This is a genomic window from uncultured Cetobacterium sp. (assembly GCF_947072685.1).
GTDB lineage: Bacteria > Fusobacteriota > Fusobacteriia > Fusobacteriales > Fusobacteriaceae > Cetobacterium_A.
Map to the genome: position 1 here is coordinate 17140 of NZ_CAMTIK010000021.1, position 22365 is coordinate 39504.

Consider the following 22365-nt stretch of genomic DNA (forward strand, 5'->3'; position numbering starts at 1 on the left):
AGAATGGCAGATTACGATATAGTTTTTTTGAAACCTACAAGATTTGAGGATTGTCTAAAGTGTGTAGATTATATAAAAACTGATAAAATAGTACATATAAATCTTTGTGATTTAGATTCAGATAAGTCTCAAAGAGTCTTAGACTTTATAAGTGGAGCAGTGCATATTCAAGAGGGGCAAATAATTAATCCTGGTGAAAAAATATATTGTTCAATTCCCAAAAATAAAAGTTATCAATTAGATTATAAAGAACTTTCAAATAATTCAACAAGTCACAGATTTGATGAAGAGGAAGAAATTATTCCAAGATATAATAAAAGATAAAAAAGAAAGTTAAATATTTAAAAGCTGATTCCTATCATGTATATGAGTCAGCTTTTTTTAATTCCATTTCTGACAGCTAAATATATTACAAAAAATAAAAAAACTTGGCAACTACCTATCCTTCCAGAGGGCTGCCCCCCAAGTACTTTCGGCGTTTACGGGCTTAACTTCCAGGTTCGAAATGTGACTGGGTGTACCTCCGTAGCTATCGTTACCAAGCTATACAATAATAATAACATTTTTTTTGGATTTTGTCAACAAAAAAATGAGCGTTTTACCGCTCATTTTTTTATTCAGTTACATTGAATAAAATTTGATTTTCATTGTAATCTACTTCGATAGTTCCTCTTTCTTTAACCTCACCTTTTAAAATAAGTTTGGCGATTTCAGTTTCAATATATTTTTGAATATATCGTCTTAGAGGACGTGCACCAAATTGTGGATCATATGCAGATTTAGCTAGAAATTCAGCAGCAGTATCTGTAATTTCAAAATTAATTTTTCTCTCTTTAAGTTTATTTTCAAGAGATTTTAAAAGTTGACGAACAATGTTTTTAATCTCTTCAATGCCAAGACCTTTAAATAGAATAGTATCGTCAACTCTATTTAAAAATTCAGGTCTAAAGTTTGATAAAAGCATTTGATTTATATTAAATCTAGTTTCATCATTTAGAGTTGGATCTTCCAAGATCAAGTGACTACCTATATTTGATGTCATTATTATAAGAGTGTTTTTAAAATCGACAACCTTACCCTGCCCATCAGTTAATCTTCCATCATCTAAAACCTGTAAAAGAATATTAAAAGTATCGGGATGAGCTTTTTCAATCTCATCAAAAAGAATAACTGAATATGGCTTTCTTCTAATAGCCTCTGTCAGTTGTCCACCTTCTTCATAGCCAACATATCCTGGAGGAGCTCCAATCAATCTGGTAACAGAGAATTTGTCCATATATTCACTCATATCGATTCTGATCACATTTTCTTCATTGTCAAAAAGAAAATAAGCAAGAGATTTTGCAAGATAAGTTTTACCAACTCCAGTAGGGCCTAAAAAGATAAATGATCCAATTGGTCTATTAGGATCTTTAAGTCCAGCTCTAGCCCTTAGAATGGTTTCAGAAACAGCTTTAACAGCTTCCTCTTGACCAACAACTCGAGCATTTAAATTATCTTCTAAAGTTAAAAGTTTTTCTTTTTCACTCTCCATCAATTTTGAAAGAGGAATACCTGTCCATTTGGAGATTATTTCTGAAATCTCTTCAACAGTGACCTCTTGTTTCACCAATTGATTTATAGGAGCAGATTCCAAACGTTTTTGTTCTTGAATAAGTTCTTTTTCAAGAGTAGCTAATTTTCCATATTTTAATTCGGCTAATTTATTTAAATCATATTTTCTTTCAGCTTCGAGAATTTCAAGTTTTACTTTTTCAATTTCTGATTTAATGTCTTTAACTTTATTTAAATCTTGCTTCTCATTTTCCCATTGAGCTTTTAAAACTGATTTTTTATCTACAAGATTTGAAAGTTCTTTTTCTAGAATATCCAGTCTTTCTTTTGAATATGGATCGGTCTCTTTTTTTAAAGCCTCTCTTTCAATTTCTAACTGCATTACCTTTCGAGTAAGTTGGTCTAACTCTTCTGGCATAGAATCCATTTCAGTTCTAATCATAGCTGCTGCTTCGTCTATAAGATCTATAGCTTTATCAGGGAGCTGTCTGTCTGGAATATATCTATTGCTAAGAACAGCAGCTTCTACAATAGCTCCATCGGTAATTCTTATACCGTGATAAACTTCAAATTTTTCTTTGATTCCTCTTAATATAGAAATAGTGTCTTCAACTGAAGGTTCGTTGACCATAACAATTTGGAAACGTCTTTCTAAAGCCGGATCTTTTTCAATGTATTTTCGGTATTCATCCAGTGTTGTAGCTCCGATTACTTTAATCTCTCCTCTAGCTAACATAGGTTTTAATAGATTTCCAGCATCCATCGCTCCATCACTTTTTCCAGCACCAACAATAGTATGAATCTCATCAATAAATAGTATGATTTCACCATTAGAATCTTCAACTTCTTTTAAAACAGCTTTAAGACGCTCTTCAAACTCACCACGAAATTTAGCTCCTGCAATTAAAGAACCCATATCAAGTGAAAAAACTTTTTTATTTTTTAAAGAATCGGGGACATCCCCATTTAAAATTCTTTGAGCAAAACCTTCTGCAATAGCAGTCTTACCAACTCCTGGTTCACCTATAAGAACAGGATTATTTTTTGTTCTTCTAGATATAATCTGAATAGTTCTCCTAATCTCACTATCTCTTCCTATAATAGGATCTATCTTACCTTGTCGAGCTAATTCCACTAAATCACGTCCATATTTTTCCAAGACTTCATATTTCACTTCGGGATTGGGAGAATCCACTTTTTTATTTCCTCTTATATCTAAGATTGTTTTTTCAAAGTTAGATCGTTCAATTCCAAAGTTAGACATAAAATTGCTGTTGTCCAATAGAGCCATAAATACATGCTCAACACTGATATAGGAATCCCCCATTTTTTTCATGAGATTTTGTGCATCTACTAAAATTTGGTTAGTTTTGTTATCTAATCCGGCAGAACTACTTCCACCTTGAACTTTAGGAAGACGATTGCATAAATTTTCAAGATTGCTTTGTAAACTTTTGGTATCAACACCCATTTTATTTAGAACACGGACAATAAGACCCTCTTTATGGGCCACTAAGGCTAGTGCTAAAATTTCAGGTTTAATTGTTTGTTGCATATAAGTCTGAGCCAAAATTTGAGCATCGTTTAAAACAAGCATAGAATTTTCTGTAAAATCATTAGGATTCATAGATATCACCCCTTAAATATAAATTAAGATAAAATTTACTTCAAACTAATTATTTTATCCTCTTGTCCAGTTTCGATTAAATGTTCATTTCTTACTATTTCTATGACTTCCATCATTTTTTTTTGGATGTGATCATAACCTACATCCTTAATATGAGGCAGAATACATTGTGAGCAATCTTTAATATCTCCCGCAGTATACCTAAAATTTCCTCCACAATCTTTACCTAACATATAAAGAGGGCAGTAGCAGAATAAACAGTTAAAATTGTCAGTATCCTCCATTTTATGGCATGGAAAAAACTCACAAGACTTATTTTGATTAAATTTATAATTCATAAAAACCTCCCCTAGAATAATTATTATAATCTTAATATACTACTCTTGAGAGATTAAATCAAGAAATAAATCACAAGAACTAAGAGTCCAAATTGTTCTTTAAATATTTTCTAGAAAAGATAGCGAAATCCTCTAAAATAGTCTAAAAAAAAGATGTAGTTTAAGTATAAAACTCAAACTACATCTACAAATTTATTAAAATACTTCAATAGCATTTTCAACTGGTTGGTTTAAAACTACTTTAAGAGCAACAATAGCAACTTCTAGCTGTTCTAAATCAGGTTCTTTAGTTGTAAGTTTTTGTAAAGCCATTCCAGGAGCAGCAATCATTTTAACAAACCATTTATCCAAGTGATTACTAGTATACCTTTGAAGTTCATAAGAGATCCCTGCTATTAAAGGCATAAATAGGACTCTTAAAATTACTTTAGTAAGAAGTTTCATGGTGAAACTAGTGGGTGGTGGTAAAATAAAATCTAAAGCAGTAAAAACAATAATGGCAATGAACATAACTATAAGAAGAAAACTAGTTCCACATCTAGGATGAAGAGTTGTAAAGTTTTTAGCATTTACAGGAGTTAAATCCATATGGTTTTCATATGCGTATATTGATTTGTGTTCAGCTCCATGGTATTGAAAAACTCTTTGAATATCTTTTGAAAAAGATATTAGAAAAATATAAAGGACAAAGAAACTCAGTCTCAACAGAGCTTCAAGCATATTGCTATGTATTTTATTATCTTTGAATAAAAAACTACTTATAACTGAGGGAAGAACAATAAATAGTCCGATTCCCAAAGCTAAAGAGAAAATAGTTGTCATAACAGCTTCTTTTTGAGAAAGTTGTTCCTCTTCCACTTCAGCTTGATTAGCTGAAAAGGTAAGCTCTTTAATCCCTAAAACTAAAGAATCAAAAAGAGTGATAGCTCCCCTTAAGAAAGGGATTGTAGAAAGTTTATTTCTACTTTTAGAAATTCTAGTTTTTTTATAAACAATATCTCCGTTAGGTTTTCTAACTGCTGTTGCAAGAAGATCTGCATTTCTCATCATAACTCCTTCAATAACAGCTTGTCCACCTACACTTGAAAATTTTTTACTATTCATTTTCACCATCCATAATCTAAGTTAGATTGTATTTTTATCGTAAGGTTTACCTGAAGCACTCGGTGCAACAGCTTTACCAACAACACCAGCAAGAGCTAGAAGAGTAAGAATATATGGAATCATTTGTATAAACTGTGGGGGAATAAAAGTGACATATTGCTGAATTACTGTTTGAGCTGCATCAGCAAATCCAAATAGTAAACTCGCAAATAAAACTCCTTTAGGATTCCACTTACCAAAAACAAGAGCTGCAAGTGCAATAAAACCTCTACCAGCTGACATCTCTTTAGAGAATTGACTAAGAGACCCAATTGAAAGGTAAGTTCCACCAAGTCCAGCAAAAACTCCTGACATAATAACACCAAAATATCTTATTTTTTCTACACTGATTCCTACAGTGTCTGCGGCAAGTGGATATTCACCAACCGCTCTCATTCTAAGTCCTGTAACAGTTCTATAAAGGAAATATCCAGACCAAATAGCAATACCATAGATAATATATATAAGTAAAGAGAAGTTAAAAACTAATGGAATTCTAGTCGCCACGGGGCTATTAGAAGCCTGTTCAAACAAAACCCTTAACATAAAAATTGTAAATCCAGAAGCAAATAGATTGATTGCAACTCCAGAAACTGTTTGATTACCCTTATATTTTATACTTATTATAGCATGAATTAGGGCGATTAATCCACCAGAGATTGCTCCAGCTAGAATACCAAGAACCCAACTTCCTGTGTAGTAAGAGATTACAGCAGAAGAGAAAGCACCGATAAGCATCATCCCTTCAAGACCAATATTTACAACACCACAAACTTCAGAAAACATACCACCAATTGCTGTAATAAGAATTGGTGCTGCTTGTCTGATTGTAGCTAAAATTAAACTTATAATAATATTTACCATTACTCAGCACCTCCTTTGGATCCCTTTTCTAACCAAGTTCTAATCATATTTTCAGCAGCAATAAGTAGTATAATTATTGCTTGAATCATGATAACCATTTGACTAGGAACATTTGTATTAAATTGCATAGCTCTTCCACCAACTCTAAGAGCGGCAAAAAGTATAGCGGCAAGTAAGGCGCCAATAGGAGTATTTTTTCCAAGTAAGGCAACAGCTATTCCATCAAATCCATAAGTGGCAGTTAAACCAGTTTTATATGCATATTGTCCAACACCACCAAGAACTCTTTCGATACCACCAAGACCTGCTAGAAATCCTGAAATTCCAAGAGTTAAAAGGATGATAAATTTAACATTAATACCGTTGTTCTCTGCAGCAGAGGGGTTATATCCAACAGCTTTGATATGATATCCTAAAACTGTTTTTTCAAGAATAAACCAAACTAAAAAAACGGCAACTAATGCTAAAATAAAACCATAGTTTAAAGGAACCCTTACATCTAAAAGTTTCCCTAATCTTGCGGCTTCAGTAACAGCTGGAGTTTGAGGATTGATTCCAGGAGCTTTTAAAGGATAATTTAAACAATATTGTTCAAAACTAACAGCTATATAGTTAAGCATGATAGTTGAGATAACCTCATGTACTCCGAGTTTTGCTTTTAGCCAACCTGCAATAGAAGCCCAAAGAAAACCAGCAAATCCACCAACAATCAGTATAACAAAAACGTTATTTATAAAGACATTTGTAACAAAGCCTCCAATAGCAGCAGCAGTCAGTCCAGCCATCATCATCTGTCCTTGAGCACCGATATTGAACATTCCACCTTTAAAAGCGACTAGAACTGCCAACCCTGTAAAGATAAGAGGAGTAGCTTCTAAAAGAGTTCTAGCAATAGGAGTAAGACCATCAAAAGCTCCAGAAAATAAGTAATAATAAGCCTTTACAGGATTTTCTCCCATGTAAAAAATAATACCAGCACCAATAAGTAGAGCCAATAAGACAGCTATTATAGGTACAAGAACATTTAAAATATTTTTATTTCTAATCAAGTTTACCACCCGCCATAAGTATTCCAATTTTTTCTTCGTTTGCTTCTTCTCGAGAAAGTATTCCAGTTATTTTTCCCGCACACATAACCGCTATTTTATCAGAAAGATTTAAGACTTCCGATAATTCAGAGGAAACAACCATAACTGCTTTTCCTTTTGCTTTTTCGTTTAGAATTAGCTTGTGAATAGATTCTATTGCTCCGATATCCACTCCTCTAGTGGGTTGCCCTGCAATAATCAAATTATTATTTTTCTTTTCAAGTTCTCTGGCAACAATAATCTTTTGTTGATTTCCACCAGAAAGTCTACCAAAAGCGGTATCTACATTTCTAGGTCTAACATCGTATTTCTCCATAAACATTTGTGCATCTTTTTTTAATTTGCTAAAGTTTAAAAGCCCAAATTTAGAATATTCTTCTCTTTCTAAACCAAGAGCAAAATTTTCCATGACACTAAATTGAGAAATAGCAGCTCGTTTATGCCTGTCTTCTGGGATATGAGCTAATCCAAGTTGAGATATTTTTCTTGGTGTTTTTTTCTTTAAGACAATTTGGTCTAGAACCATTTCACCAGAACAGATACCTCTTAATCCAGTTAAAGCTTCAACAAGTTCAGTTTGGCCACTACCTTCAACACCAGCAATTCCAAGAATTTCTCCTTTTCTAATAGTGAAAGAAGCATTACTTACTTTTGTAACACCAAGACTATCTTTTACACTGAGATTTTTGACAGAAAGAACGAGTTCACCAATCTCAACTTCAGGTCTTTCAGTTGTAAATAAAACAGTTCTTCCAACCATAGCATTGGCAATTTTTTCTTTAGTTGCATCTTTTGTGGGAAAAGTTATAATGTCCTTACCTCTTCTAATAACAGTTATATTATCCGAAATATCAAGAACTTCTTGAAGCTTATGAGAGATAAAAATAATTGTTTTTCCTTCAGCTATAAGATTGTCCATTATTTTATAAAGCTCTTTTATCTCCTGTGGAGTAAGTACGGCGGTAGGCTCATCAAAAACTAAAAGGTTAGCACCTTTAAAAAGAATTTTTAATATTTCAACTCTCTGTTGCATACCTATCGATAGATCGGAAATTTGTGCATCTGGATCGATAGAGAGTCCATACTTTTTTGAAACATCAATAACATCTTGTCTTGCCTTGTCAATATCAAGAGAGAATCCTTTTTTAGGCTCTACACCTAAAATCATATTTTCAGCTACTGTCAAGGTTGGAACAAGCATGAAGTGTTGATATACCATTCCAATTCCTAAGTTAGCTGCTTTACTGGGAGAATCAATTGAAACCTCTTCGTTGTGATAAAATATTTTTCCTGAAGTTGGTGTATATAGACCATTTAACATTTTCATAAGAGTGGATTTACCAGCTCCATTTTCCCCGACTATAGCATGTTTTTCACCCTTTAAAATTTTTAAAGTGATATCATCATTAGCTATTATTTTGCCATCTAAGAAAGTTTTTCTTATATGTTGCATTTCTAAGATATAATTATTCACTTAGAATCCTCCCTAAATTAGATTTAAATATCAGTTTGTAAAAATAACCTTTTAAAATTATAGTATGTTATACAAAAGTAGTCAACGTTTTTATTCTTCTCTTTTAATGATAACAAAGGTTATATCGTCATTTTGTTCACAACCATCCTGAAATTTATTGATTTCAAACAGAAGTTTTTGTTTGATCTCTCTAGATGTAAGAAGATAATTTTCTAAGATAACATTTTTTAAACGTTCAATTCCAAAAAGTTCTTTTTTAGAATTTTCAGCTTCAGTGATTCCATCAGTATAATAGATAACGATATCTCCAACATTGATTTTAAGTTCTCCTTGTTTGTAACTATAATCATCGAGAAATCCGATAGCTACACCTTTTACAGAGTGTGTTTCAATTTGATGAAGTTCCTTGTTGTAAACTATAAGAGGATTGTGTCCAGCATTGGAGTAAGTTAACATTTTAGTATCGTAATTGTATTTACTGTGCATCATAGTTATAAACATATCTTCAGTTATGTCAGGATAGATCAGTTTATTAAGCTTTCGTACATTACAACAGGGTTGTTCACCTTGTAGTTCAAGAGTTTTTAAAACAGATCTACCAAGAGCCATAAGAAATGCGGCAGGAACTCCTTTTCCACTGACATCGGCGATGGTAATACTAAAAATTTTATCATCAAGTAAAGAATAATCGTAGTAATCGCCACCAATCTCTTTAGCGGGTTCAAAAAAAGTAGCTACATCTAAACCAAGAACATGTTTTATTTTTTTTGGAATAATTCGTTTTTGAATTCGAGATGCAACTTCAAGTTCTTGAGACATTCTTTCTTTAATAACTAGATCTGAATATATTTGAGCATTATTAATTGCAATAGCAACCTGTATTGTAAGAGCAGAAATAGTCTCTTCATCACTTTTAATAAGTTTAGATTTATCTTCAATTATAAAGATAACTCCTAACTCTTTTCCTTTTACAGTAAGCGGAGAGGCAATAATTTTTTCATCAGGAGTTATTGAAAACCCTTTGAGCATCTCACTATAGATCTTTTTAAAATCTTGCCGAGTAAACTGTTCTAAAATTTCTTCAGGATAACTGAGCTCTCCACGAAAATTGATTTCTCCTTTGATACGTTTATTGATAAGTTTACCACCCTCCCAAAGATAAAGAGAGATTCTTTTAGCTCCAGTTAAAACAAAGTAAGCATCTAAGATGGTAGAAATAATTTTGTCTAACTCCATAATCGAAAGAACAGTTCTAGAAAGAGAGTTGATATTTGAAAGACTAGCAACTCTTTGTTCTAGAACCTGATTACTATATTCAAGTTGCTTAGATTTTGTAAGAAGAGAGTTGTATGTTACTTCTAACTCTTTTTTATATTCTCTTAGCTCTTCGATAGAGTTATCAAGCTCTAAATCTTGTTTAATAATATTGGTTATAGCGGCCTCGTAATCATTTTTAAAATCTTCCGAGATATTTGTTAAAAATTTTTTATCTATAAAACTTTTTAAAATTTGAGACATCTCCTCAGTGTTCTTTTTTTCCTGCTTTTTTAAGCTAAAAAAGAAAATAGCTAGAAGAGAAATTATTATAAAGTATGCAGTCAATTTATTGCCTCCCAAGTAGAAAACTTACTTTCTAGTGAAGTGTTCATATCTGTATTTTTCCACTCTTTTCTTTTCCAGTTTAAAAATCGTGAAATTCCAACAGAATAGGATAGAATTAAATTTTCTTTGAGCTCGGTTGGAGAATTTAAACTATATAGATGAGACGAAAGTTTGTAGTCCTCTGTAGAAAAGAGTTCTTTTCCATCACCAACAAAGATAAGAAGATTATTTTTTAGCACTTTGAAACCAGAAAACTCATTCGAATTTTTAAAAATAATAGGATTTTTTAACTCTTGTGGCAGTGAAGCTAAATTATTTGAAATAAAAATAGGGCTATCGATAGTTTCCAAAGTATTTGAAGGATTACAATATACAAAGTTTTTTTTCAATTTTTTTAAGTTCTCAATAAGAAGAGTTCTATCTATTAAAAGATTTTCCATTAGCAAACTTTTATCAAGTTCAGTATAAAGATAAGATGAATTATACATCTCTTTATTATCAGTAAGATTTAATAAAAGGTAATATTGTTTGTTTAATATTTTTTGTATTTCTCCGGCATTTTCAGGAGTTGCAATATTTAAAGTTTTTAAAACTATTAAATCATTATCTGTTAAATCTTCAGCATTTTTCATTCCAATAATTTCGTTATCAATCCATCCGGACTTAAAAAGAGATGAGAGATCTTTCTCCATATTCTCATCAACCAAAAGATTTATTCCTTCTTTTTGAGCATCGTTGAGATCTTTTAAAGTTTCGTTGAACTTTTGATAAAAGGATAGTTTTTCATTATATGAATTAGGATATGTTATAGATATTAAATTAAAATTGTATTCGCCCTTAGGGATAGTATTTTGAAAAATAATATTTTGGCTGGTATCTCTTCTGTGTGAAAATTCAGAGCATCCCATTAAAATAACTAAAGAAAAAATAACTAATATTTTTTTCATAAATCATATCATCTCCTTTATTTTTATAGCTAAATTATGTGGTATAAGAGTTTCTAAATCTGCTAAGCTCGCTTTTTTTATTCTTTCGACAGATCCAAAAGTTGTTAAAAGAAGATCTCTTCTTTTAGGTCCAATCCCGGGAATACTATCGAGTTGACTTGAAACTACTCTTTTACTTCTTAAAAGCCGATGGTATGTAACTCCAAATCGATGAGCTTCATCTCTAACCCTTTGAAGTATTTTAAGAGCTTCATCATTTTTAGAAAAAATATATGGTTCGGTGCAACCATATTTAAAGATTTGTTCCTCTTTTTTTGCAATACTTAAAAGTTCAGAAATACCGTTTTTTCCAAGAGAGGTCAATATTTCACCAACTGCGTTTATCTGTCCAAGGCCGCCATCAATAAGGATTATATCAGGGAAATCTTTTATATCAAGTTTTCCATATCGACGTTCAATAACTTCTTTCATCATTTGGAAGTCATCTGGAGTATCTTTAGATGTTATCTTAAATTTTCTATAATTTTTTTTAGATTTTTTTCCTTCGACACTGACACTCATAGATGCAACAGCATCTTTCCCTTGGATATTAGAGATATCAAAACATTCGATTTTGAATGGAAATCGTGTCAAAGAAAGTTTTGAGTAGAGATCTTTTAATCCTTTTTCAACGACAGATTTTTTATTATAGAAATTTTCAATATCTTTTCTTAAGTTTAAAAGTCCCATATTGAGAAGTTCCCTTCTTCTAGATTTTACTTTTGGAAAAAAAACATTTATTTTTTTATTAAAAAGGGACTCCAAAATATTTTTTATATTATTTTGTGTACTTTCTAGATTTTCTTGGAAAATAATATTTTTTGGAAGTGGGAATTTTGAATAAAAACGCATCAAAATCTCCTCTAAAAGATTATCGTAAATTATTTTGGATAAATCTATAGTCAGTGTATTTTTTCCTAATATTTTCCCTGCACGAATATTTAAAACACATAAAAAAACTCGCTCATCCTCTTTTATAAAAGTGAAGACGTCTTCATCTATATCTTTTTTATATTCACTGATCTGATTCTGAATATTACATTCAATCTCTTTTTTTTGTTCTCGAAACATAATAGCTTTTTCAAATTCCATATTTTCAGCAGCATTCAGCATATCAACTTCAATTTTAGAAAGGATATCCTTTGTATTTCCATTTAAAATCTCTTTAATATCATGTATATTTTTTGAATATGCTTTTAAAATGCTTTTATCAATACAAGGGCCACTACAAAGCTTCATGTGAAACTTCAGGCAGGGTCTAGAGTAAATTTTGCTCATGTCTCTATTACAGTCTCTAATCTGATAGAGTTTAGTCAGTGTTTTTTTTAAGTTCCAAGCTCCAAAAGGGAAGGGACCAAAGAAATCCCCAACTTTAAAATCTAATTTTTTTGTAGTTCGAATGATAGAGATTTTAGGAAATAACTCCTTAGTTATAAGTATATATGGATAAGTTTTTTGATCTTTTAAATTTATATTATATTTAGGAGAAAATTTTTTAATTAAATTATTTTCTAAAATAAGTGCATCTGTTTCAGAAGTACAGATTATAAATTCTAAATTATCAATATTTTTAACAAGTTCTTTAGTTTTCTCATCGATATGCTCTCTATTGAAATACGAAGCTATTCTTTTGGAAAGATTTTTAGCTTTTCCGATATAAATAACTTTTGATTTTTGTTTCATCAAATAAACACCTGGGTTATCAGGAATATCTTTATTAAATAGAGTGATCATAGGCTACCAATTCCCACGTTCATCTTCTCTATGAAAAGTATAGACATTGGTTCCTTCAACAGTTTTTAAATCACTTTCTAATTTTCGAACAAATGAAACCGAGCGATGTTTTCCACCACTGCATCCAATACCAATAGTGAGATGTCTTTTTTCATCCTTCATATATCCAGGGATTAAAAAAACTATTAAATCTAATATTTTTTTATAGAGTTCTTGAGAGATATTAAAGTCCATAACATAGTTGTATACTTCTTCATCAAATCCGGTTTTTTCTCTTAATTCCGGAATATAGTATGGATTTGGAAGAGTTCTAACATCAAAAATCATATCAGCATCAATAGGAACACCATATTTGAATCCAAAAGACTGAATATGGATATTTAAAAATACATTTTTAGAAAATGTTTCGATAGCTGTTTCAATTTTACGTGATAATTCTTTTGCACTTAAAAAACTTGTATCAATAATTAAATTAGCTTTATCTTTGATATCTTTCATAAGACAAAATTCATCTTGAATACTCTGCAAAAGAGTATCTTTTGTAAGGGGATGTTTTCTTCGAGTTAAGTTATATCGATTTAAAATAGCTTGTGTAGAAGCTTCTAAAAAAATTATTTTATAATCAATATTTAATCTATCCACATGGGAGAAAAAATTTTCAAAATCGTTTTGGTTTATAACCGTTCTAATATCCAGTCCTAAGGCAATCCGTGTAACAGAGTTATCTATTTTAGAGTTTTTTAAATCCTCTAATATTGAACCGGCAAAACGAAAAGGAATATTATCCATAGTGAAAAAACCTAAATCTTCTAAAGTTTTTAAACCAGTGGACTTACCAGAGCCACTAAGACCAGTTAAAATAATCAATTCCATTGTAAAACTCCTCCAAATATCTTTTAGTTTATTATACATTAATACCGAGTAAAATTATATAAAAAAATAAAAAATGGATAAGGTTATTAACCTGTATCCATCACATAAAATTGATCTTATCAATGCTATCTCTAATTAAGTTCAAGTCAATAAATCTAAACTCTTCCAGTGAAGTTTCATTGGAAAGTTCCTTAGGTGTAAAATTAACTTTTGTTATCAAATCTAAAACACCTAATATTATTTTAATTGAATGAGAATTATCTTCAAGCTGATTATTTGTAATCAAAATAGATTTAAAAGGGTTATCTTGATTTTCTAAATTATATAAAATAGGATCACTTAAAAGTCTGTGTCCCTCTAGACATTTAGACTCTATAAAATTTAGAACATCTTCAATACTGTAATCTTTTAAAAAGACAACCTCATCGGTTTCTTTGAAAAAGTTAAAAACTTTATTATTGTTTGTAATTATTTTATAATCCATAAAAATACCTCCAAGTGATATGTAGATTTTCAGTACTAATATTACAACGTAAATCGGAATATATCAAGAGTAAAATAAAATAAAAATTGACAACTTTTTAAAATTAGTATATACTTTTTCTCAGAGCAAAAATCAAGGAGGGTGAAGCATGATATTTAAGAGTGGCACAAAAGTTAGAAAAAAGAAAAAATATTTATTGTCATTTTTAAATCTATTGATTTCATTTTTTACAAATATATTTATATTTTTTAATTTTTTAGTTTTTAATTTTAATATTTATATAAAGCGAGGAATATGATTTTCATATTCCTTTTTTAATGCAAAATTTTAGGAGGGTTCTAAATGAAAGGGAAATTAATTCTTGAAAATGGAATGAGTTTTGAAGGGAAAATTTTTGGTGAGTTGGGAGAAAGTGTAGGAGAACTTGTTTTCAACACAGGGATGACAGGGTATCAAGAACTACTAACAGATCCATCTTATTATGGGCAAATAGTTGTGATGACTTATCCGATGGTAGGAAACTATGGAGTTAACTTAGAAGATATGGAATCAGACGGAATTAAATTAAAAGGATTTGTAATAAAAGAGGATGCAAAATTGCCGAATAATTTCAGATGTGAAATGGCTTTGGATGGGTTTTTAAGACAGTATGGAGTAGTAGGATTTAAAGGGGTGGACACAAGACATTTAACTAAAATAATAAGAGAAGAGGGGGCTATGAAGGCTCTTATAACTTCAAAAGAGTTAACTCAAAAAGAGATAGATGAACATTTTGAAAAATTTACTAACATAGATGCTGTAGAGCAGGTTAGTACAAAAGAGATCTATGAAATTCCAGGATCAGGAAAAAGAATTGGAGTAATAGATTTTGGTGTTAAGAAAAACATTTTGAGATCATTTGAAAAAAGAGGAATACATCAAATCGTTTTTCCTTGGAATGTGACAGCAGAAGAGTTGCTTTCTCATAATTTGGATGGAGTGTTTTTATCGAATGGACCAGGAGATCCCGCAGAATTAACAGCAGTTATAAATGAGATCAAAAAACTGGTTGGGAAATTACCTATAGTTGGAATATGTTTAGGTCACCAGCTTTTAGCTTGGGCTCTTGGTGGAACTACAAAAAAATTAAAGTATGGTCATAGAGGCTGTAACCATCCAGTTAAAGATTTAGAGAAAAATAGAATCTTTATAACATCTCAAAATCATGGATATGTTGTTGATCAAGTGCCTGATTCAATGGAAGTTACACATATCAATTTAAATGATAATTCTATTGAAGGGATGAGAAGTGTGGAACATAGAATACTTTGTGTTCAATATCACCCTGAGGCGTGGCCAGGACCATCAGATTCAGAATATCTGTTTGATGATTTTTTAAAAGTAATAGAGGGATAATTTTAGAAAATATTTTAAAATAGAACATTGTAGGAGGAGTTAAATGTTAGATAAAACAATAAAAAAAACACTGGTGATAGGATCGGGTCCTATTATAATAGGACAGGCAGCAGAATTTGATTATTCGGGAACTCAAGCTTGTGAAACATTGAAAAAAGAGGGAGTTGAGGTTGTTCTTATAAACTCAAATCCTGCTACAATAATGACAGATAAGGCAGTTGCGGATAGAATATATATAGAGCCCATAACAGCAGAGTTTGTAGAAAAGGTTATAGCTAAAGAAAGGCCTGACTCAATACTTGCAGGTATGGGAGGACAAACAGCTCTAAACATGGCTGTTGAACTCAATGATAAAGGTATCTTAGAAAAATATGGAGTTAGAGTGATTGGAACTTCTGTAGAATCAATAAAAAGAGGCGAAGATAGAGAGCTATTTAGAGAAGCTATGGACAAAATAGGCGAACCTATAATTGAAAGTAAAATTGTAGAGAGTTTAGAGGATGGATTTAGAGTAGCTAAAGAGATTGGTTATCCAGTAGTTGTAAGACCCGCTTATACACTTGGAGGAACTGGTGGTGGAATAGCTGATACGCCTCAAGAGTTAGAGGACATTTTGTTAAAAGGGCTAAAACTTTCAAGAGTTGGACAAGTTTTAATTGAAAAATCAATTTTGGGTTGGAAAGAAGTTGAGTATGAAGTAATTAGAGATAAGAATGGAAACTGTATAACAGTTTGTAATATGGAGAATATTGATCCGGTTGGAATTCATACTGGAGATTCAATAGTTGTTGCACCATCGCAAACACTTTCAGATAGAGAGTATCAGATGTTAAGAACATCATCTTTAAAAATAATAAACGAGATAGGTGTAGTTGGAGGATGTAACGTACAGTTTGCTCTTCATCCAAAATCATTTGAGTATGCAATTATAGAGATCAATCCAAGAGTATCAAGATCATCTGCACTAGCTTCAAAAGCTACAGGGTATCCTATAGCGAGAGTTGCTACAAGATTATCTTTAGGTTATACATTAGATGAAGTTGTAAACGAAGTTACTGGAAAAACATTTGCATGCTTTGAACCAGCATTAGACTATATAGTTGTAAAAATTCCAAAGTGGCCATTTGATAAGTTTAAAAAAGCTAACAAGAGATTAGGGACAAAGATGATGGCAACTGGTGAAGTTATGGCAATTGGGAATAACTTTGAAGCTGCATTTTTAAAAGGATTGAGATCGCTTGAAATCGGAACTTATAATTTGGAACATCCAGCAGTAAAGAAGATGACTATGCAAGAGTTGAAAGAGATTGTTGTAAGACCTGATGACGAGAGAATATTTGTAGTAGCTGAGATGCTAAGAAGAGGTTATGTAAAAGAAAGATTGCAGAAACTAACAGGGATAGATAAGTTTTTTATGGAGAAGTTAGAGTGGTTAGTTAAACAAGAGGAGCTTATGAAAAAAATGGAACTTAAAGATTTGAATGAAAAGTTCCTAAAAAATGTTAAGAAAAAAGGGTTTGCAGATAAAGGTATATCTCAACTTATGAACGTAAGTGAAAAAGATATTGCAAGAAAAAGAAAAGAGTATGGAATAAAACCAGTTTACAAAATGGTTGATACTTGTGCAGGAGAGTTTGCAGCGGATTCATCATATTTTTATTCAACATATGATCAATTTGATGAGGTAGAAGTAACTAATAATAGAAAGGTAATAGTTATAGGGTCAGGACCTATTAGAATAGGACAAGGAATTGAATTTGATTATTGTACTGTTCACTCAATAAAAACTTTGAGAAAAATGGGAATTGAAAGTATAATTATCAACAACAATCCTGAAACTGTTTCTACAGATTTTTCAACTGCAGATAGATTATATTTTGAGCCTCTTGTAACGGAAGATGTGATGAATATAATAGAAAAAGAGAATCCAGAAGGAGTTATTATACAGTTTGGAGGACAAACTGCTATAAAGTTAGCTAATGACTTGAGAGATAGAGGAATAACAATTTTAGGAACTTCAGCAGAGATGGTTGATGCGGCAGAAGATAGAGAAAAATTTGAAGATATTATGGAGAAATTAGATATAAAAAGACCTAAAGGAAAAGCGGTTTGGGATAGTGAAACAGGAAAGAAAATTGCTGCTGAGGTTCAATATCCAGTGCTTGTAAGACCTTCTTATGTTTTAGGAGGACAGGGTATGGAGATTTGTCACGACGAATTCAACCTTGTTAACTATTTAAATGCCTCTTTTGATAGAGATCCGGAAAATCCAGTTTTAATTGATAAATATTTAAATGGAATTGAGGTAGAAGTAGATGCAATCTGTGATGGAGAAGAGATATTGATACCTGGAGTTATGGAACATTTAGAAAGAGCGGGAGTTCATTCAGGAGATTCGATAACAATCTATCCACCTCAAAATTTATATAAAGGAACTGAGGAAAAAATAAAAGAAATAACTAGAAAAATAGCAAAAGAATTAAAAATAAAAGGGATGATGAATATCCAGTTTATAGCTTATGAAAATGAGTTATATGTAATTGAAGTGAATCCAAGATCATCAAGAACAGTTCCATATATTGCTAAAATTTCAGGAGTCCCTGTAATCGATATAGCTACTAAAGTAATTATGGGTCAAAAATTAAAGGATTTAGGGTTTGGAACAGGAATATATAAAAGACCGTCTGTAGTTGCTGTAAAAGTACCAGTGTTCTCAACGGAAAAATTGTCAGGAGTAGAAGTTTCATTAGGACCTGAAATGAAATCTACGGGAGAAGTTTTAGGAGTGGGAAATACAGCTGATGAAGCGATATATAAAGGTCTTTTAGGTGGTGGAAGAGTACAGAATATAAGAGATAAAAAAGTACTTTTAACTATAAGAGATAAAGATAAAGATGAGTTTTTACCAGTTGCTAAATCTTTAAAAAATTTAGGATGTCATTTGTTTGCGACAGAAGGGACCCAAAAATATCTTGAAGAGCATGGAATAGAAGCAACATCGGTAAGAAAAATTAACGAAGCAAGTCCTAACATATTGGATCTATTGAAAAATAGAGAGGTTGACTTATTGGTAAACACACCGACTAAGGCAAATGATGCTCAAAGAGATGGTTTTAAAATAAGAAGAACTGCAATAGAGTATGGAGTAGAAGTTTTAACTTCAATTGACACTTTAAATGCGGTAATAAGAATACAAGAAAAAAATGTAGATAAGATGAATTTAGATGTATTTGATATTTCAGAAATCTAAAAAAAAATTGACAAAATAAAAAAAAGGGTATACACTTTAGAAAAAAAGAATACTTATCAGTAATGCTGAGAGGGAGTAGTTATTAAGTATAGTGTCAACATCTCGATTCGAAAGAATCTGGTGCTATACGCCTGTGAGGGTGACAAGACTTTTAGCGTGGGTTTTCACCTACGCTAAAAGTCTTTTTTTTATTTTTTATTAAAAGATATGGAGGAAAGATGAAGGATTTTTATTCTAAAAGCAAAGAGAGTTTGATGAATTATTTTAGCACGTCATCTGATGGGCTAAAAAGCGAAGAATTGGAAATTTTAAAGGAGAAATATGGAGAAAATCAACTGAATAGTAAGGAGAAAAAAACAGCCTTCAAAGTTTTTTTAGAACAGTTTAAAGATTTCTTAGTAGTTATACTTTTGATAGCGGCCGCAATCTCTTTTATCTCGGGAAATAAAGAGAGTACTATAGTAATTTTAGCTGTAATAACAATGAACGCTGTACTAGGAACAATTCAACATGTAAAGGCGGAAGAATCTCTTGAAAGTCTAAAGAAGATGTCTTCTCCTAGAGCACGAGTAATAAGAGATGGAAGAAAGCAAGAAATCAATTCTTCCGAGCTTTTACCAGGGGATATCGTTTTGGTTGAAGCTGGGGATGTTGTTCCAAGTGATGCAAGAGTTATAGAATCATACTCTCTTATGGTAAATGAGAGCTCTTTAACTGGAGAATCGGAGAGTGTTGAAAAGGTAGCTAGTATTTTAGATGATGAAAAGTTGACTGTAGGGGATCAAAAAAATATGGTTTTTTCCGGAAGTTTAGTAACCTACGGAAGAGGACAACTTCTAGTAACAGCTATAGGAATGGAAACAGAGCTTGGTAAAATAGCATCACTTCTAGATAATACAGAGGAGAGTGCTACTCCGCTTCAAAAATCATTAGAAAAATTTGGGAAAAAATTATCGGTAGCAATTATACTGTTATGTATAGTGGTGTTTTTCATGAGTGTGGCTAGAGGAGAGAATACACTTGACTCACTTATGTTTGCAGTAGCACTAGCTGTGGCTGCTATTCCGGAAGCATTGGGGTCAATAGTGACAATAGTTTTAGCTATAGGGACACAAAAGATGGCAAAAGAGAATGCAATCATAAAAAAACTCCACTCTGTTGAATCGTTGGGATGTGTGTCTGTGATTTGTTCCGATAAAACAGGGACATTGACTCAAAATAAAATGACAGTAAAAAAGATTTATGTAGATGGAAAAATAGTAGAATCTGAAAAGATATCATTAGACAATACTTTAGAAAAAGAGCTATTAAGAAGTGCACTTCTTTGTAGTGATGCTGTAAGCCATGAGGGAGAGGAAATTGGAGATCCAACAGAGGTAGCTTTAGTAAATGTAGGGCATATGCATAATCTGAAAGAGGTCAATATAAGAAAGGAATACCCGAGAATAGAGGAGTTACCTTTTGATTCGGAAAGAAAATTGATGAGTACTACTCATGAGATAGATGGGAAATATTATCTTATAACTAAAGGGGCTCCAGATGTAGTTATCGATAGAGCTAAATACATAATTAAAGAGAATGGTGATTATAAGGAGATTGGATTAGGAGAGATAGAAGAGATAAAGAACGCAAATATAAAATTATCAGAAAGTGGTCTTAGGGTGTTAGCTTTTGCTATAAAAGAGATAGACAGAAAGCAAGAGATAAATTTTGATTTAGAAAAAGAGTTTGCTATAGTTGGGTTGATAAGTATGATTGATCCGCCGAGAGAGGAATCAAAAAAAGCCGTTGAAGATTGTATAAAAGCTGGAATAAAACCAGTTATGATAACAGGTGATTATAAAGTTACAGCAAAGGCTATAGCTAAGGAGATTGGGATATATAAGGAGGGAGATGAAACTTTAAATGGTGTTGAAATTGAAGTTATGTCAGATGAGGAATTGATAAAACATGTTCCGAATATCTCAGTATATGCAAGGGTTTCTCCAGAACATAAAATTAGAATAATATCAGCTTGGCAAAAATTGGGGAAAATATGTGCTATGACAGGGGATGGAGTAAATGATGCTCCAGCTCTTAAAAAAGCTGATGTTGGAATAGCGATGGGAATAACAGGAACAGAAGTATCTAAGGAAGCTGCTTCTATGATACTTACAGACGATAATTTTTCAACAATAATAAAATCTGTAGTAACAGGTAGGAATTTATATGCAAATATAAAGAATTCTATTAGATTTTTATTGTCAGGAAATACAGCAGGGATACTGGCTGTATTTTATGCATCTCTAATGGGGTTGCCAGTAATATTTGCACCAGTTCATTTGTTATTTATAAATTTATTGACTGATAGCTTACCTGCAATAGCGATTGGAATGGAACCTTCACATGGAGATGTATTGAATGATAAACCTAGAGAAGCAAATGCTCCTTTGTTAGATAAAAAATTATCTAGCAGAATTTTGATGGAGGGATTACTGATAGCGATAGCAACAATGGTAGCATTTTACTTAGGTTATAGCAAAGGAAATGCAGCATTAGGAAGCACAATGGCATTTTCAACACTATGTTTAGGAAGACTTTTCCATGGGTTTAGTTGTAGAGGAAATGGATCAATATTTAAATTAGGAATAACTAGTAATATGTTTAGTATCTACGCTTTTTTATTAGGAGCAACACTGTTGTATATAGTCTTATTGATTCCAGCATTTCATGAAATGTTTGCGATTTCAGATTTGACAATTAAAAACTTTTTGGAAATCAATGTATTAGCGTTTATACCAACATTAATAATACAACTTTTGAAATATATAAAATATGATAGATAATAAAATGCTTTGATTTAGAGACAAACCGTTTGATAATACCTCGCTATAATGTTGTTTTTTATAGTGTAAAGTGCTAAAATAATATATATAACACTTGTTATGTATATTTTTTTAGATTTGGGGAGGAATTAAATGAAAAAAATTCGATTAACATTGTTTTTTTTACTTATTATTGTTTTGTTTGTTTTAGGTGGGTGTAAAAGTTCTGCTACAAAAGATGATTCACCAGTTAAAATTGGAATTTCATGGGAAAGAGAATTTCCTAAAAATGAAGTACCAGAAGATGTTCAAGTATATATAGATTCTATAAAAAGAGCGCATGCTATTCCGGTATTGCTACCACGAATTACGAATGAACAAGAAGCATTAAATGCTTTAAAAACGGTTGATGCGCTTGTTTTAACTGGTGGAGAAGATATCGATCCAGTTTACTATTCTGAAAAACCACATAAAAACTTAGAAGAGTTAAAAAATGATCGTGATATTTCTGATTATTGGTTATTGAAAGTTGGTTTAAAAGAAGATTATCCAATTTTAGGAACTTGTCGTGGAATGCAATTCTTAAATATAGTTCTTGGAGGCACACTGTATCAAGATTTACCAACTGAGTATATTTCTAATATTTCTCATAGAGACCCTAAAAAAGTTGATTTTGCCCGACATATTATAAAGGTAACGGATACTAACTCGAATTTGTTCTCAATGTTAAATGTTAACAAAATAACTGTTAATTCTTGGCATCATCAAGCTGTTGAAAGACTTGGAAAAGGATTGAAAGTTGTTGCCCTTTCTCCAGATGGTATTATTGAAGCTGTTGAACTTGAGAGTGCTTCGTTTGTTGTAGGTGTTCAATTTCATCCAGAGTGGCATGTTGTTGAAAATGAAAATGAATTTTTACCAATTTTCTTAGGACTAAAAGAAGCAGGACTAAAGAATAGATAAAAAATAGCTAAATAATTAGGAGGTTTCTATGCCGTTAGGTTTGGAAGTCTCCTTATTTTTTTATTGTTGTTGTATGTCCTGTAATTCTACTTCAAAAAAAAAAACACTCTTATGAGTGTTTTGTATTTTTAAAATGGTGCCTAGAAAAGGATTCGAACCTTCGACCGCTCGGGTATGAACCGAGTG

16 protein-coding genes and 1 rRNA gene are annotated in these 22365 nt (G+C 31.6%); 5 read left to right on the forward strand and 12 right to left on the reverse strand.

From position 1 onward, the window contains the following. The first annotated feature begins 3 nt into the window (after window positions 1-3). Window positions 4-324: a cell division protein SepF gene (gene sepF / locus Q0V67_RS08075; protein ID WP_297598538.1), complete on the forward strand. Its 321-nt coding sequence runs from the start codon at window positions 4-6 to the stop codon at window positions 322-324. Window positions 325-426: 102 nt separating this feature from the next. Here sepF and rrf read toward each other — a convergent pair. From rrf to Q0V67_RS08135, 12 genes are all read right to left on the reverse strand, one after another. Next, window positions 427-543: ribosomal RNA gene (gene rrf / locus Q0V67_RS08080) — 5S ribosomal RNA — on the reverse strand. Window positions 544-613: 70 nt separating this feature from the next. Continuing rightward, window positions 614-3181, reverse strand: coding sequence for an ATP-dependent chaperone ClpB (gene clpB, locus Q0V67_RS08085; protein ID WP_297598540.1), 2568 nt, complete (start codon window positions 3179-3181; stop codon window positions 614-616). A gap of 35 nt (window positions 3182-3216) precedes the next feature. Then, complete coding sequence (locus Q0V67_RS08090; protein WP_297598542.1) at window positions 3217-3519, reverse strand: cysteine-rich small domain-containing protein; 303 nt, start codon at window positions 3517-3519, stop codon at window positions 3217-3219. A gap of 195 nt (window positions 3520-3714) precedes the next feature. Further along, window positions 3715-4623, reverse strand: a complete 909-nt coding sequence (locus Q0V67_RS08095; protein WP_297598544.1) for a DUF1385 domain-containing protein — start codon at window positions 4621-4623, stop codon at window positions 3715-3717. Between the two features lie 21 nt (window positions 4624-4644). Continuing rightward, window positions 4645-5526 (reverse strand): ABC transporter permease, encoded by an 882-nt coding sequence (locus tag Q0V67_RS08100; protein ID WP_297598546.1) that lies wholly within the window; start codon window positions 5524-5526, stop codon window positions 4645-4647. Further along, a complete protein-coding gene (locus Q0V67_RS08105; RefSeq protein WP_297598548.1) occupies window positions 5526-6575 on the reverse strand; it encodes an ABC transporter permease in 1050 nt (349 codons plus the stop codon). Before Q0V67_RS08105 ends, Q0V67_RS08100 begins: the two co-directional genes overlap by 1 nt. Then, a complete protein-coding gene (locus Q0V67_RS08110; protein ID WP_297598550.1) occupies window positions 6568-8088 on the reverse strand; it encodes an ABC transporter ATP-binding protein in 1521 nt (506 codons plus the stop codon). The genes Q0V67_RS08105 and Q0V67_RS08110 overlap by 8 nt, the downstream gene beginning before the upstream one ends. A 90-nt stretch (window positions 8089-8178) precedes the next feature. Beyond that, complete coding sequence (locus tag Q0V67_RS08115) at window positions 8179-9690, reverse strand: PP2C family protein-serine/threonine phosphatase (RefSeq protein WP_297598552.1); 1512 nt, start codon at window positions 9688-9690, stop codon at window positions 8179-8181. Further along, window positions 9687-10637, reverse strand: coding sequence for a hypothetical protein (locus Q0V67_RS08120; protein WP_297598554.1), 951 nt, complete (start codon window positions 10635-10637; stop codon window positions 9687-9689). The genes Q0V67_RS08115 and Q0V67_RS08120 overlap by 4 nt, the downstream gene beginning before the upstream one ends. A 3-nt stretch (window positions 10638-10640) precedes the next feature. After that, window positions 10641-12410, reverse strand: coding sequence for an excinuclease ABC subunit UvrC (uvrC, locus tag Q0V67_RS08125; protein ID WP_297598556.1), 1770 nt, complete (start codon window positions 12408-12410; stop codon window positions 10641-10643). 3 nt (window positions 12411-12413) lie between these two features. Continuing rightward, a complete protein-coding gene (gene rapZ, locus Q0V67_RS08130) occupies window positions 12414-13283 on the reverse strand; it encodes an RNase adapter RapZ (RefSeq protein ID WP_297598558.1) in 870 nt (289 codons plus the stop codon). A 100-nt stretch (window positions 13284-13383) separates the two neighbouring features. Continuing rightward, complete coding sequence (locus Q0V67_RS08135) at window positions 13384-13767, reverse strand: GrdX family protein (RefSeq protein WP_297598561.1); 384 nt, start codon at window positions 13765-13767, stop codon at window positions 13384-13386. A gap of 342 nt (window positions 13768-14109) precedes the next feature. On the opposite strand from Q0V67_RS08135, the gene Q0V67_RS08140 reads away from it, so the two are divergent. From Q0V67_RS08140 to Q0V67_RS08155, 4 genes are all read left to right on the forward strand, one after another. Beyond that, window positions 14110-15162, forward strand: coding sequence for a carbamoyl phosphate synthase small subunit (locus Q0V67_RS08140; RefSeq protein WP_297598563.1), 1053 nt, complete (start codon window positions 14110-14112; stop codon window positions 15160-15162). Window positions 15163-15205: 43 nt separating this feature from the next. Continuing rightward, window positions 15206-18412, forward strand: coding sequence for a carbamoyl-phosphate synthase (glutamine-hydrolyzing) large subunit (gene carB, locus Q0V67_RS08145; RefSeq protein ID WP_297598564.1), 3207 nt, complete (start codon window positions 15206-15208; stop codon window positions 18410-18412). Between the two features lie 218 nt (window positions 18413-18630). Then, window positions 18631-21237 carry a cation-translocating P-type ATPase gene (locus Q0V67_RS08150; RefSeq protein WP_297598566.1) on the forward strand — a complete coding sequence of 869 codons (2607 nt, stop codon included), beginning with the start codon at window positions 18631-18633 and terminating at the stop codon, window positions 21235-21237. A 132-nt stretch (window positions 21238-21369) separates the two neighbouring features. Further along, the gene (locus tag Q0V67_RS08155) at window positions 21370-22179 is read left to right on the forward strand and encodes a gamma-glutamyl-gamma-aminobutyrate hydrolase family protein (RefSeq protein ID WP_297598568.1); all 810 of its coding nucleotides are present in this window, start codon (window positions 21370-21372) and stop codon (window positions 22177-22179) included. Window positions 22180-22365 lie beyond the last annotated feature (186 nt).

Bases quoted from the DNA above. Each gene is read 5' to 3' on its own strand.
- sepF (WP_297598538.1), top strand. From the start codon at position 4: ATGGCAGATTACGATATAGTTTTTTTGAAACCTACAAGATTTGAGGAT.
- clpB (WP_297598540.1), bottom strand. From the start codon at position 3,181: ATGAATCCTAATGATTTTACAGAAAATTCTATGCTTGTTTTAAACGAT.
- Q0V67_RS08090 (WP_297598542.1), bottom strand. From the start codon at position 3,519: ATGAATTATAAATTTAATCAAAATAAGTCTTGTGAGTTTTTTCCATGC.
- Q0V67_RS08095 (WP_297598544.1), bottom strand. From the start codon at position 4,623: ATGAATAGTAAAAAATTTTCAAGTGTAGGTGGACAAGCTGTTATTGAA.
- Q0V67_RS08100 (WP_297598546.1), bottom strand. From the start codon at position 5,526: ATGGTAAATATTATTATAAGTTTAATTTTAGCTACAATCAGACAAGCA.
- Q0V67_RS08120 (WP_297598554.1), bottom strand. From the start codon at position 10,637: ATGAAAAAAATATTAGTTATTTTTTCTTTAGTTATTTTAATGGGATGC.
- uvrC (WP_297598556.1), bottom strand. From the start codon at position 12,410: ATGATCACTCTATTTAATAAAGATATTCCTGATAACCCAGGTGTTTAT.
- rapZ (WP_297598558.1), bottom strand. From the start codon at position 13,283: ATGGAATTGATTATTTTAACTGGTCTTAGTGGCTCTGGTAAGTCCACT.
- Q0V67_RS08135 (WP_297598561.1), bottom strand. From the start codon at position 13,767: ATGGATTATAAAATAATTACAAACAATAATAAAGTTTTTAACTTTTTC.
- Q0V67_RS08140 (WP_297598563.1), top strand. From the start codon at position 14,110: ATGAAAGGGAAATTAATTCTTGAAAATGGAATGAGTTTTGAAGGGAAA.
- carB (WP_297598564.1), top strand. From the start codon at position 15,206: ATGTTAGATAAAACAATAAAAAAAACACTGGTGATAGGATCGGGTCCT.
- Q0V67_RS08150 (WP_297598566.1), top strand. From the start codon at position 18,631: ATGAAGGATTTTTATTCTAAAAGCAAAGAGAGTTTGATGAATTATTTT.
- Q0V67_RS08155 (WP_297598568.1), top strand. From the start codon at position 21,370: ATGAAAAAAATTCGATTAACATTGTTTTTTTTACTTATTATTGTTTTG.